13 protein-coding genes are annotated in these 11939 nt (G+C 70.1%); 8 read left to right on the top strand and 5 right to left on the bottom strand.

The annotated features are described in order from the left end of the window. Nucleotides 1-8 precede the first annotated feature (8 nt). On the bottom strand, nucleotides 9-1544 hold the full coding sequence (purH, locus tag ACZ5LB_RS16255) for a bifunctional phosphoribosylaminoimidazolecarboxamide formyltransferase/IMP cyclohydrolase (protein ID WP_464603250.1): 1536 nt from the start codon (nucleotides 1542-1544) through the stop codon (nucleotides 9-11). 132 nt (nucleotides 1545-1676) lie between these two features. Here purH and ACZ5LB_RS16250 point away from each other — a divergent pair, with 132 nt between their 5' ends. The 3 genes from ACZ5LB_RS16250 to ACZ5LB_RS16240 all read left to right on the top strand — a co-directional run bounded on the left by ACZ5LB_RS16250 (nucleotide 1677) and on the right by ACZ5LB_RS16240 (nucleotide 3839). Further along, nucleotides 1677-2015 carry a hypothetical protein gene (locus ACZ5LB_RS16250; protein WP_464603249.1) on the top strand — a complete coding sequence of 113 codons (339 nt, stop codon included), beginning with the start codon at nucleotides 1677-1679 and terminating at the stop codon, nucleotides 2013-2015. Between the two features lie 62 nt (nucleotides 2016-2077). Continuing rightward, the gene (locus tag ACZ5LB_RS16245) at nucleotides 2078-3505 is read left to right on the top strand and encodes an NADH-quinone oxidoreductase subunit G (protein WP_464603248.1); all 1428 of its coding nucleotides are present in this window, start codon (nucleotides 2078-2080) and stop codon (nucleotides 3503-3505) included. A gap of 10 nt (nucleotides 3506-3515) precedes the next feature. Continuing rightward, on the top strand, nucleotides 3516-3839 hold the full coding sequence (locus ACZ5LB_RS16240; protein WP_464603247.1) for a thiol-disulfide oxidoreductase DCC family protein: 324 nt from the start codon (nucleotides 3516-3518) through the stop codon (nucleotides 3837-3839). Between the two features lie 57 nt (nucleotides 3840-3896). On the opposite strand, the gene ACZ5LB_RS16235 is transcribed toward ACZ5LB_RS16240, so the two are convergent. Continuing rightward, nucleotides 3897-4559, bottom strand: coding sequence for a hypothetical protein (locus tag ACZ5LB_RS16235; protein ID WP_464603246.1), 663 nt, complete (start codon nucleotides 4557-4559; stop codon nucleotides 3897-3899). A gap of 130 nt (nucleotides 4560-4689) precedes the next feature. Between ACZ5LB_RS16235 and ACZ5LB_RS16230 the strand changes: the two genes are divergently transcribed. The 4 genes from ACZ5LB_RS16230 to ACZ5LB_RS16215 are packed head-to-tail and all read left to right on the top strand — an operon-like array spanning nucleotide 4690 to nucleotide 8533. After that, on the top strand, nucleotides 4690-6111 hold the full coding sequence (locus ACZ5LB_RS16230) for a sigma-54 interaction domain-containing protein (RefSeq protein WP_464603245.1): 1422 nt from the start codon (nucleotides 4690-4692) through the stop codon (nucleotides 6109-6111). Nucleotides 6112-6123: 12 nt separating this feature from the next. Further along, nucleotides 6124-6990: a 50S ribosomal protein L11 methyltransferase gene (locus ACZ5LB_RS16225; protein ID WP_464603244.1), complete on the top strand. Its 867-nt coding sequence runs from the start codon at nucleotides 6124-6126 to the stop codon at nucleotides 6988-6990. Next, nucleotides 6987-7778, top strand: coding sequence for a glutamate racemase (murI, locus tag ACZ5LB_RS16220; protein ID WP_464603243.1), 792 nt, complete (start codon nucleotides 6987-6989; stop codon nucleotides 7776-7778). The genes ACZ5LB_RS16225 and murI overlap by 4 nt, the downstream gene beginning before the upstream one ends. Continuing rightward, nucleotides 7778-8533, top strand: coding sequence for a YiiX/YebB-like N1pC/P60 family cysteine hydrolase (locus ACZ5LB_RS16215; protein ID WP_464603242.1), 756 nt, complete (start codon nucleotides 7778-7780; stop codon nucleotides 8531-8533). The genes murI and ACZ5LB_RS16215 overlap by 1 nt, the downstream gene beginning before the upstream one ends. Here the strand turns inward: ACZ5LB_RS16215 and rsgA are convergent. Beyond that, entirely contained in the window at nucleotides 8526-9617 is a 1092-nt protein-coding gene (gene rsgA, locus ACZ5LB_RS16210; RefSeq protein WP_464603241.1) for a ribosome small subunit-dependent GTPase A, read from the bottom strand. The two genes, ACZ5LB_RS16215 and rsgA, sit on opposite strands and share 8 nt — an antisense overlap. Continuing rightward, entirely contained in the window at nucleotides 9617-10192 is a 576-nt protein-coding gene (gene efp, locus ACZ5LB_RS16205) for an elongation factor P (protein WP_464603240.1), read from the bottom strand. The genes rsgA and efp overlap by 1 nt, the downstream gene beginning before the upstream one ends. A gap of 137 nt (nucleotides 10193-10329) precedes the next feature. Between efp and ACZ5LB_RS16200 the strand changes: the two genes are divergently transcribed. Continuing rightward, a complete protein-coding gene (locus tag ACZ5LB_RS16200; RefSeq protein WP_464603239.1) occupies nucleotides 10330-11538 on the top strand; it encodes a serine/threonine-protein kinase in 1209 nt (402 codons plus the stop codon). Here the strand turns inward: ACZ5LB_RS16200 and mce are convergent. Then, nucleotides 11531-11938 carry a methylmalonyl-CoA epimerase gene (mce, locus tag ACZ5LB_RS16195; protein ID WP_464603238.1) on the bottom strand — a complete coding sequence of 136 codons (408 nt, stop codon included), beginning with the start codon at nucleotides 11936-11938 and terminating at the stop codon, nucleotides 11531-11533. The genes ACZ5LB_RS16200 and mce overlap by 8 nt on opposite strands. Between the last annotated feature and the right edge of the window lies 1 nt (nucleotide 11939).

The following is an 11939-nucleotide window of genomic DNA, read 5'->3' as shown; positions in this document are numbered from 1 at the left end:
CCCACTTTCTAGTGACGGAAATGCCGGGTGCCGGTGAAGAAGAGCCATACGCCCAGGCGCTGGGCGGCCGCGATGACGTCCTTGTCGCGCAGGGAGCCCCCGGGTTCGATGATGGCCGAGACCCCGTGCGATGCGGCCAGTTCCAGGCCGTCGGCGAAGGGGAAGAAGGCGTCGGAGCCCAGGATGGAGCCCCGGGCCCGGTCCCCGGCCTTGCGGCAGGCGATCTCCACGGAGTCCACGCGGCTCATCTGCCCGGCGCCGATGCCCACGGTGCCGCCGTCGCGCACCAGGACGATGGCGTTGGACTTGACGGCCTTGGCCACGGTCTGGGCCAGGACCATGTCCTCCACCAGGGGCTTGGGGCCGCGGCCGGTGGCCTTGACCTGCCACTGCTCCACCGGGGTGAAGGCGTCGTCGGGACGCTGGACCAGGAAGCCGCCTCCGATGCTGCGCAGATCCAGGCCGTGGGCCGACAGGGGCCAAGACGCGGGGGTCTCCAGCAGCCGCAGCTGCTTCTTGGCGGCGAACAGGCTGAGCGCCTCGGGCGAGAAGGCCGGGGCCATGACCACTTCCCAGAAGCTCTGGACCATGGCCTGGGCCACCTCCACCCCCACGGGGCGGTTGAAGGCGGCGATGCCCCCGAAGGACGAGACGGGGTCCCCCGCCTGGGCCTTCAGGAAGGCTTCGAGGACGTGGGGCCCGCGGCCCACGCCGCAGGGGTTGTTGTGCTTGACGATGACGCAGGAGGGCGCCGCGAACTGGAAGACGGTGCGGGCGGCGGCGTCGGAGTCCAGGAGGTTGTTGAAGCTGAGTTCCTTGCCCTGGAGCTGGCGGCAGGCGGCGATGCCCTCCTCCGGGGCGCCGGGGCGCACGTAGAAGGCGGCGGGCTGGTGGGGGTTCTCGCCGTAGCGCAGGCTCTGCTTGGCTTCCAGGCCGATGCTCAGGCGGTCGGGAAGGCCCTCTCCCGGGGTGCCCGAGGCCATCCACGCGCTGATGGCGGCGTCGTAGGCGGCGGTGCGCTGGAAGGCGGCCAGGGCGCAGGCCCGGCGGTCCTTCAGGGTCCAGGCGCCCTGGGCCAGTTTCGCCAGGAAGGGCTCGTACTGGGAGGGGTCGGTGAGGACGGTCACGGTGGCGTGGTTCTTGGAGGCGGACCGCAGCATGCTGGGGCCGCCGATGTCGATCTGCTCGATGCAGTCCTCGGGGGAGACCCCCGGCTTGGCCACGGTGGCCTCGAAGGGGTAGAGGTTCACCACCACCAGGTCGATGGGCCCGATGCCCAGGCGCGCCGCGTCGCCCACGTGGGCGGGGTCGTCCCGGCGGAACAGGAGGCCGCCGTGGATCCTGGGGTGCAGGGTCTTCACCCGGCCCCCGAAGGCCTCGGGGGCCCCGGTGTAGTCGGCCACCTCGCGCACCGGCACCCCGGCGTCGGCGAGGGCCTTCAGGGTGCCCCCCGTGGCCAGCAGATCCCAGCCCAGGCCGACCAGGCCCCTGGCCAGCGGCAGGAGGCCCGTCTTGTCGTACACCGAAATCAGAGCCGTAGCCATGGCATTCCCCGGAAAGATCCATTCTTTCATGGAGAAGCGGAGGGGAAAACCCCGGAACGGCGATAGGATGCAGGGCAGGGGTGACGGATTTAGCAGATCCGGCCGATCAGGAATCCGAGGGAGGAGGCCCAGGTGGACGTTCAGGTGGAGGTCCAGTTCACGATCCAGCACACCATGGAGGAACTCAAGGAGCAGTTCGTCCGGCGCGGGCACATCCCCGACTGGCGTGTCATCGACGCGGAGACCCGGCCCCAGCTCTTCTTCGAGACCCGCATCGTCTCCTTCAACCTGTCCTCGGAGGAGGACCGGCGCGCCTGGTTCGTGTTCAGCCTGGAGGCCTGCGGCGAGCTCCGCAAGCGGATCCACATCCGCAATGTGGTGCCCTCCGGGGTGACGATCGACATCCCGAACTTGGTGGAATTCCTCAACTTCTGCAGAAATTGCCTGGTCGCGACCCCGGGCGCGAGCTAAAGCACCCCCTGGTCCGTTCCACCCCTTTGCCTCATGCTGGAAGGCCAGACTCGGGAATAGCCATGCCGACACTTAAAATCAACGATATCGAGGTCAAGGTGGAGCCCGGGACCCTGCTCCTGGACGCCTGCGCCCAGGCCGGGTACCCGGTGCCGAGCTACTGCTACCATTCCGCCCTGACGCCCGTGGCCACCTGCCGCATGTGCCTGGTGGAGATCAAGGGCCAGCCCAAGCTCGCCACGTCCTGCACCACCCTGGCCGGGGACGGCCAGGAGGTCTTCACCAACTCCAAGGCCGTGGTCGACGGCCGGGCCGGGGTGATGGAATTCCTGCTCATCAACCACCCCCTGGACTGCCCCATCTGCGACCAGGCCGGGGAATGCAAGCTCCAGGACTACAGCTACCAGTACGGCAGCGGCGACAGCCGCATGGTCGAGCCCAAGCGCCGCTACCGCTACGAGGACCTGGGCGCCAAGATCGTCATCGACAAGAACCGTTGCATCCACTGCACCCGGTGCGTGCGCTTCACCCGGGAGATCTCGGGCACGGGCGAGCTCATCGTGGCCAACCGGAGCTCGGAGCTGGAGGTCACCACCTATTCCGGGCGCACCATGGACGAGAACCCCCTGGCGGGCAACGTCGTGGATCTGTGCCCCGTGGGGGCGCTCACCAGCCGCGACTTCCGCTTCAACAAGCGCGTGTGGTACCTCAAGCCGGTGCCCACCATCAGCCGCCTTTCCCCCATGGCCAACCCCATCTGGGCGGACGTGGACCAGAACCGCCTGTGGCGGTTCCGCCCCCGCCCCCAAGGCACGAGGCTCTCCACCCAGTTCATGCTCGACACCGAGCGCCTGGCCTGGCACCGCTACGACCTGGACCCCGCCACCCGCCTGACCACGCCCCTCCTGGACGGCGCGCCCGCCTCGGTGGACGCCGTGGCGGCGCGCCTCCGGGAGGCCGGCACGGTGGCCGTGGTGGGCCAGGGAACCTTCGGCTGCGACACCGCCCAGCGCCTGGGCGACCTGGCCTCGAGCCCCGACCTGCGCTACGGCAGCGGGGACCGGGTGGAGCAGGTCCAGTTTCCCGCCCTGCAGCAGAGCGGCGACGGCGTCTTCAACCGCCGGGGCTTTTCCGAGCGGGGCTACCGGTTCGGGCACCTGGACGAACTCCTGGCCAGGGTGCGAAGCGGCGAGGTCAAGGCCGTGATCCTGCTCCACGACGATGAATTCTCCAGCCGCACCGAGACGGCGAAGCTGGCGGAGATCCTCGAGGCCACGCCCTTCAGCCTGCTGCTGGAGCCCATCCCCTCGGACCTGCGGGGCACCGCCCGGCTCCCGGTGGCCACCTACCTGGAGGAGAGCGACTTCGTGATCAACCACGAGGGCGAGCTGCGCCGCTACCAGAAGGCCCTGGAGCCCCCCAAGGGCGTCAAGCCGCTCCCCGTCTGGGTCCGGGAACTGGCCGGGGCCGCCGCAGGAACCCGCGCCTAGGAGGCCCTAGGTGGCCGGCATCCTGCTGATGGTCTATGACGCCGAGGACCTCCGGTGCCGCCGGCTGGTGGACTGGGTGGGGCGCCATGACCGCGACGGCCTCGTGGTGACCTTCCCCTACCAGAACGGCGAACTGGTGCGGGTGGCCCCCGAACTGGCCGGCCTGGAATTCCCGGGCGAGGTGTACACCCTGGACCTGGAGAGCCGCGTGGTGCGGGGCGGCGCCGCCATGGCCCCGGGCCTGCTCCGGCGCCTTCCGCGGTGGTCCTGGGCCCAGGTCCCGGCGCGGATCCCCTGGGTGGCCCGGCTCATCTTCCGGATCATCCGGCGCTGATCCCGCAGCCCCGGCAGAGCGGAGCAGCGTTGTTTGCAGCCACGAAGAAGGGCGCGGCTAGAACGCCACCCCCACCCCGAACGTCCACAGCCGCTGGAACTCCTGCCCCGACCCCTGGGCGCCCAGGTACCCGGCGATGTCGCCCACCGAGTTGATGTTCACGGGCTTGTCCTTGGTGATGGGCTGCTGGTAGCTGGCGGCGAAGTAGGGATTGAACACCGGCAGCGGAAGGCTGTAGCGGATGCCCACGCGCAGCCAGGGGCGGGCGATGTTCTTCGTCTGCTCCGCGCCCGCCAGGCTCAGCTTGTAGTGCTGGAAGCGCTCCATGACGCCCAGCTCCCCGGCCAGGCCCGTGAACGGGACCCAGAACTGGGCGTTGAGGCCCAGGCCCAGGCCGGACTGCTTCAGGCGGCTGTCCAGGGTGGAGACGCCCTGCTGCACCTGGCCGTCGGCCTTCCACTGGGAGAACTCGGCGCCCCACTCCAGCTTGAGTACGGGGCCCACGCGGATGATCCGGTGGCTGGCGGTGAAGGTGAAGCCGTTGCCGGTGTCCAGGCTCTTCTGGCGGATCAGGGTGCCGGTGCCCTGGATGAGGGTCTGCGGGAGGTTCTGCCCCTCGGGGAAAGGGACGTCCAGACGCAGGTCCCAGGCCTGGGCGGAAAGCGGCAGGGCCAGGAAGGCGAGGGCCAGGGTCGGGGCCACGGTTGGGATTCGGCGCATGGGGTGCCTCCGGAAACGCTCCCTCCAGGATGCAGCAAAGCCGGGGGCGGCTGGAAGTTTCCGGAGTGTCATGTTTTTGACTTGACCCATTTCCCACACCATCTAGGCTATTTACAACTCTGAAAGTCCCATGACCCCCCTTCCCCGCCTCCATTGGTCCACCCTCGGCGAGCCCACCCTTGGGCTCGAGCACCGCTGGGCCGGCGCGTGGGAGATCACCGTGGACCGTGCGTCCACACCGGCGCTCCCGCCCCGGGAGACCGACCTGTGGGTCATCACGGCCAGCGCGCCGGAGCCGCCGCCGGCCCTCACCCGGGCGGGCGCCGAAGCGGGGGCGCTGCCCATCCTCCTGGTCCTCCCGCCCGCCACCCGGGGCGTGGACGCCTCGACCCTTTTCAACTGGAGCACCCTGGGCTCCGTGCGGTGGGGCTCCATGCAGGACCCGCCGCCCCAGCCGGGGCTTCGCCCGGCCACCCTCCCCCCACCCAACCTCACGGTCACCCAGGCCCTCGCCCTGGGGCTGGTGGGCGTGGGCCAGGCCATGCAGGAGGTGCTGGCCAAGGCCAAGGCAGCCGCGGCCACCCGCGCCACCGTGCTCCTGCAGGGGGAGAGCGGCACCGGCAAGGAGATCATCGCCCGGGCCATCCACACCATGAGCGGCCAGGCCGACCTGCCCTTCGTGCCCGTGCACTGCGGCGCCATCCCGGACAACCTGATCGAATCAGAGCTCTTCGGCTACACCAAGGGGGCCTTCACCGACGCCCGCAAGGACGCCCCGGGCAAGTTCCGTGAAGCCTCGGGCGGCACCATCTTCCTGGACGAGGTGAGCACCATGCCCCTGGGCGCCCAGGTGCGCCTGCTGCGCGTCCTGCAGGAACGGGAGGTGCAGCCCCTGGGCGGCGGCGGCCCCGTGAAGGTGGACGTGCGCGTGGTGGCCGCCACCAACGTGGACCTGTGGCAGCGGGTGCAGGAGGGCTCCTTCCGGGAGGATCTCTTCTACCGCCTGGAGGTGGTGCCCATCACCCTGCCCCCCCTGCGCGACCGCCGGGAGGAGATCCCGTTCCTCGCCCAGCACTTCCTCAACCGCAAGGCCCGGGAGCACGGCCTCTATCCCAAGGCCATCCACCCGTCGGTGGATTCCCTGCTCATGGCCATGCCCTGGAGCGGCAACGTGCGCCAGCTGGAAAACGCCGTGGAGCGCGCCATCGTGCTCTCCGCGGGGCGCCCCGTGCTCACGCGGGAGGACTTCACGTTCCTGGCGGACCGCATCCCCGAGGGGCGGGAGATCGTCTCGTCCCTTCCCCCCATGGAGTCCTACGCCCCGTCGGGCCTGGCCACCGCCGCCCAGTCCATGGACCTGCCCGCCGAAGGGGTCGACCTCAACCAGGTGGTCTCGGACGTGGAAAAGAAGCTCATGCTCCAGAGCCTCGCGGTGACCCGGGGCAACAAGAAGCGCGCGGCCGAACTCCTGGGCCTCAAGCGGACCACCTTCCTGGAAAAGATGAAGCGGCTGGACCTGGAGGACGCCGCGCCGGACGGTGCCGAGGCCTGATAACCTAGTCGGATGGACCATGCATCCCCCCACACCCGTTGGCTGCTCGAGGTACCGGGGGCCGCGGAGGACCGCCTGGGCGACTGGCTCACCGAAGGGGGCGCCACCGCCACCTACCGCGAGGCGGACCCGCCCCACACCTTCTACGCCTACTTCCCCCCGGGCCTGACGCCCCCCGACGCCGGCGGCCTCGCCGCCTTCGGCGCGCGCCTCCTGCGCGAGGAGCGCTTCGAGGACGAGGACTGGCTCGCCAAGAGCCGGGAAGGCTTCGGCCCCATCGAGGTGGGCCAGGGCTTCTACATCCGCCCGCTGTGGGACGACAGCCCGGCCCCGGCCGGGCGCACCCCCATCGTCGTGAACCCGGGCCTGGCCTTCGGCACCGGCGGTCACGAGACCACGAGGCTGTGCATGGCCCACCTGGAGGACCTGGCCGCCCAGGGCCGCCTGCAGGACCCGGTGCTCGACATCGGCGCCGGCACGGGCATCCTGGCCCTGACCGCGTGGCTCTGCGGCGCCCGGCGCATCGCGGCCCTGGACAACGACCCCGACTGCGGCCCCGCCATGGACGAATTCATGGAGCTGAACCGGGGCGTCCTGGGCGGGGCCCGTCCCTTCACCCACTACGTGGGCCTCCTGGACGACCCCAGGGCCGACGGCCCCTGGCGCACCATCCTGGCCAACATCCTCCTGGAGACGATCCAGGACCTGCTGCCCCGCATGGCCTCCATCGCCGCCCCCGGCACCCTCCTGGTGGCCTCGGGCATCCTCGCCGAGCGCCAGGACGAGGCCCTCATCAGCCTGGCGGCCTACGGCTTCCGGCCCCTGAAGGTGACCACCGAAGGCGCCTGGGTGGCCATCCTGGCGGAGAAGCTCCCATGAACCGCCAGGACCGGCCCATCGGCGTCTTCGATTCCGGCATCGGGGGGCTGACGGTGGTGCGCGCGCTGCGAAAGCTCCTGCCCGGGGAGTCCATCGTGTACCTGGGCGACACCGCCCGGGTGCCCTACGGGAACAAGTCCCACGCCACCATCGAGCGGTACGCCCTGCAGGCCGGCACCATCCTGGGCCGCCACAATCCCAAGCTCATGGTCATCGCCTGCAACACCGCCTCGGCCCACGGCCTGGCGGCGCTGCAGGCGGCCGCGCCCTGCCCCGTCATCGGCGTGATCGAGCCCGGGGCCGAGGCCGCGAGCCAGGTCAAGGGCGCCGTGGGCGTCATCGGCACCCTGGCCACGGTGCAGTCCGGCGCCTACGAGGACGCCATCCGCCGGCGGAATCCCCAGGCGGTGATCCACAGCCTCCCCTGCCCCCTCCTGGTGGGCTTCGCGGAGGAAGGCTGGCTGGACGATCCCATCACCGACGCCATCTGCCGCCGGTACCTGAACCAGATCCCCTTCGAGGTGCGCACCATCGTGCTGGGCTGCACCCACTACCCCACCCTGATGCCCTCCCTGAACCGCACCCGCCCTGGAACCACCTGGCTGGACAGCGGCGAGCTCGCGGCCCAGGCGGTGGAGGACCTGCTGCGGGGCTCCCTGGGGTTCCGCACCGCCAGCGCCCGCGGCGACCTGAGGATCCTGCTCACCGACGCCGGAACCCGCCTCCAGGAGGTGGGGGAGCGCTTCCTGGGCGAGCCCCTGGACTCCGTGGAGCTCGTGGAGCTCTGATGCTCCTCCAGGACTCGCTTTCCCGGGCGATGGTCGAGTACCTCACGGGCACCGTGTCCAGCTACCAGCGGCGGGTCCCCAACGATCCCGTCCAGCTGCGCGCCGTCCTGCGGCCCGGGGACGTGATCCTGGTGGAGGGCGACACCCGCATCTCACAGTTCATCAAGTACCTCACCCAGAGCTCCTGGAGCCACGCCACGATGTACGTGGGGGACGCGCTGCTGCGCTGGGGCGGGCCCGAGGCGGACCGGGCCCTGGACCGGTACGGCCCCGAGGCCGCCCACCTCCTCATCGAGAGCGACCTGAAGGAAGGGGTGCGGGTGGTGCCCCTTTCCATCTACATGGGCAACAACCTCCGCATCTGCCGGCCCCAGGGGCTGAGGTCCGGCGGCCTGGACCGGGTGATGATGGAGCTGCTCACGCACCTGGGCGTGCGCTACGACCAGCGCAACATCTTCGACCTGGCCCGGTATCTCTTCCCCTTCCACCTCGTGCCCCGGCGCTTCCGGCCGCGCAGCCTCTACCTGGGCAGCTCCAGCAGCCGCGAGGTGATCTGCTCGGCCCTCATCGCCAAGGCCTTCTACCGCGCCGGCATCACCATCCAGCCGCCCCTGGGCGAGGGCGCCGGCCCCCAGGCGCGCCACCCCAGCTACATCATGCCCCGGGACTTCGACCTGTCGGCCAACTTCCAGATCCTCAAGTTCCAGCCCCAGCGGTCCGCGATGGAGACGCCGGCACCCTGGGATCTCACCTGAAGACGTTCTGGTTCGGGTTGCGCTCCTCCATCTCCAGCCACAGGCGCTGCAGGCTCTGGAGCCGTTCCGGGTAGTCCAGGCCGAGCGCCTCGTCCTCGGGGTCCAGGGCCATGGGGTCCTCGATCCACTCGGGGGGGAACTCGGGGAAGATGGCCGGGAGCAGGGTCCGGGGAAAGCCGCGCACGCTGAGGTTGCGGATCCCCGGGGTGTCGACCAGGGTCCCTCCGCAGACGCACGGCAGCCACCGCGCGCCGGTGGTGGTCTGGCGGCCGGTGCCGTAGCGGCTCATGTCCCCCGTGCGCTGGTTGAGCCCGGGGGCCAGGGCGTTGACGAGGGTGCTCTTGCCCACGCCGCTGTGGCCCACCAGGGCCACCGTGCGGCCCTTGAGCAGCTCCGCCAGTTCCGCCAGGCCCGCGCCCGTGACGGCGCTGGTCTCGACGATGGGCAGGTTCTGGGCCCGCAGGGGGTCCAGCTCCGGGAGGGTGTCCTTGCTGGAGGCCCGGTCCCGCTTGGTGACGATGATGCGGAAGCCCATTCCCGAAGCCAGGGCGATGGTCTGGGCGCGCTCCAGGAGGCCCGGGCGCAGCGGAGGGTCCACCACCGCGGCGCACACCCAGAGCTCCTCGGCGTTGGCGCAGATGAGCTGCCAGGGTTCCCGGTCGTCGATGCCCCCGCGCTTGAGGAGCGTGCGCCGGGGCAGCACGGCCACCACCTGGACCCGGGGCAGGTCCGGATCCTGGGACTCCACGGGCACCGGGGAGAACCGCACCCGGTCGCCGACCACCAGCTTCACGCCCTTGAGCTTGCCGGCCAGCGTGGCGCGGATGGGGGTGCGGTCGTCCAGCTCCAGGTCCACGATCTGGCTGTGGCGCCACACGAGGGTGGCCGACTCCAGGTGCGCCCAGGGGGACGCGTCGGGCAGCAGGAGCATGGCGTCCGAGTCGTGGGCCTCGGCCTCGGTGGTCAGGCGCTCCGCGGACTGCTGGCGGCGCTTGCTCTGGGCCTTGCCCTCCCGCGCGTAGGCGTCGGGGCTGTCCAGGTCGTGGGCGTCCCGGCTCTGGCCCAGGCGGTACTTGCGTCCCATCAGGCCCGCCCCGCGAACTCCCGGGTCTCCACGGCCACCTTGACCTTCTCGCCCTCCTTGATGAACAGGGGCACCTTGATCTCGATGCCCGTCTCCAGCTTGGCGGGCTTGAGGACGTTGCCGCTGGCCGTGTCCCCCCGGGCGCCGGGCTCGGTGTAGGTGACCGAAAGCTCAACGTGGGTGGGCATCTGGAGGCCGATGGGATTGCCGTTGTACTTCTGGATCTGGATGATGGCGCCCTCCACCAGGAAGTCCAGGGCGTCGCCCCGCATCTCGTCGTCCAGGGTGAGCGTCTCGAAGGTCTCCTGGTCCATGAAGTGGGAGCCGTCCCCGTCGGAGTAGAGGTAGGAGGCCTGCACCATCTGGAGGTCGGGCTCCTTGAACTTGTCGCCGGCCTTGAAGGTCTTGTCGAACACCGCGCGGGTGAGGAGGTTGCGCATCTTCAGGCGCACCAGCGTCTGGCCGCCGCGCGCGGTCGGGGTGGAGATCTCCACGTCCAGGCAGTGGTAGGGGGTGTCTTCGAACTCGAAGAACATCTTTCGTTTTACGGCGATCGCTTCGATCAGGCTTGCCATGTCGTCCTCGGGGGAAGGGGAATTTCGCGATGGCGTCCCCGTGGACAGACCCGTCCCGGAAACCGCTCAAGGGGAAATAGTGCCATGATCCAGGCAAAATCCCCAATTCCGGTATGATGGGGGCCAGGAACAAGGTAATGGCGGATCTTCCAAAGAGCATAGGCCGGTATCTGGTCAAAAAGGCCATTGGCCAGGGCGCCATGGGCGTGGTCTACCTCGCGGAGGACCCCCTCCTGAAGCGGCGCCTGGCCCTGAAGGTGGTCCGCGCCGCCGGCGAGGAGCGCGAGCAGGCCCTGGAACGCTTCAAGCGCGAGGCCGAGATCTCGGCCCAGCTGAACCACCCCAACATCGTCACGGTGTACGACGTGGGCGACGAGCCCGCCATCGGCCCCTTCATCGCCATGGAGTACGTCGAGGGCAACAGCCTGGGCAAGTTCATCCGGGACAACTCCCTGGAACTGGAAACCAAGTTCGGCATCCTCATCCAGGCCATGCGGGCCCTGCGCGCGGCCCACCGCCACGCCATCGTCCACCGGGACGTCAAGCCCGACAACATCCTCGTGGCCGAGGACGGCCGGGTCAAGCTCATGGACTTCGGCATCGCCAAGACCATGGCCCCCCGCCTCACCAACGCCGGGGAGTTCCTGGGCTCGCCGGCCTACAGCGCCCCCGAGCTGCTGCGGGGCGGCGACCCCACGCCCAGCTCGGACCGGTATGCCTTCGCCGTGACCACCTTCGAGCTGCTCACGGGCCAGCTGCCCCACCCCGGCACCAACGTGGCCGCGGTCATCACCCACATCCTCACGGAACCCCCGGTCTTCCCCGCGGGCATGTCGGGCGACATGACCAAGGTCTTCCGCCAGGCCCTGTCCCAGGACCCCGATGAGCGCCCCGGAAGCCTCATGGACTTCCTGCTGCCCCTGGTGGACGCCTACCCCCTGGACCCCAATTCGCGCACCCGGGTCAACGAGCTGTTCCGCCACGACGACCACGCCGGGGACATCGTGCCCCTGCGCCGCCTGCGCCCCTCGGCCAACATCCCCCCCGAACCCCCTTCCAGCGCCACCTCCACGGGCCGGACCACCGCGGGCCTGGGGGGCGTGCGCGCCACCCCCGTGCGCCCCATCCCGTCCTACACCCTGCCCAGTCCCGTGAAGATCGAGCTGGAGACCGAATCCCCCACCAGCACCCGCCCCCCCGGCCATGGCCAGGGCCGGGACTCGCGCCAGGGCCCCGCGGAGGTGACGCCCCTGACCATGGTCAAGTGGTTCATCGCCATCCTGGTGGCCGGACAGGTGATCTGGTGGATCTACCGCCTGGTGAACGCGTCCGGGACGCCTACCTAGGCGACTGGCACAGTTCCATCAGCACGCCGCCCGTCTCCGCGGGGTGGATGAACGCGATCCGGCAGCCGTGGGCCCCGGCCCGGGGCTCCTTGTCGATCATGCGCACGCCCTTGGCCAGCAGCTCCTGGACCGCTGCGTCCACGTCGTCCACTTCGAAGGCCACGTGGTGGATGCCCGGGCCCCGCTTCTCCAGGAACTTGCCCACGGGTCCCTCGGGATCGGTGGCCTCCAGGTACTCCAGCGTGCTGGGACCCACGGGGAAGAAGGCCGTGCGCACCCGCTGCTCGGCGACCTCCTCCACGTGGTCGGCCTCCATGCCGAAGAGCCTTCCCATGCGACCCATGGCCTCGTCCAGGGTCGGGGACGCGATGCCCAGGTGGTTGATGCGAAGAATTTGCATA

The sequence above is a fragment of the Mesoterricola sp. MK458 genome (assembly GCF_055384935.1).
The sequence above is the reverse complement of the archived record's forward strand: the minus strand, read 5'-3'. Positions and strand labels throughout refer to the sequence as shown.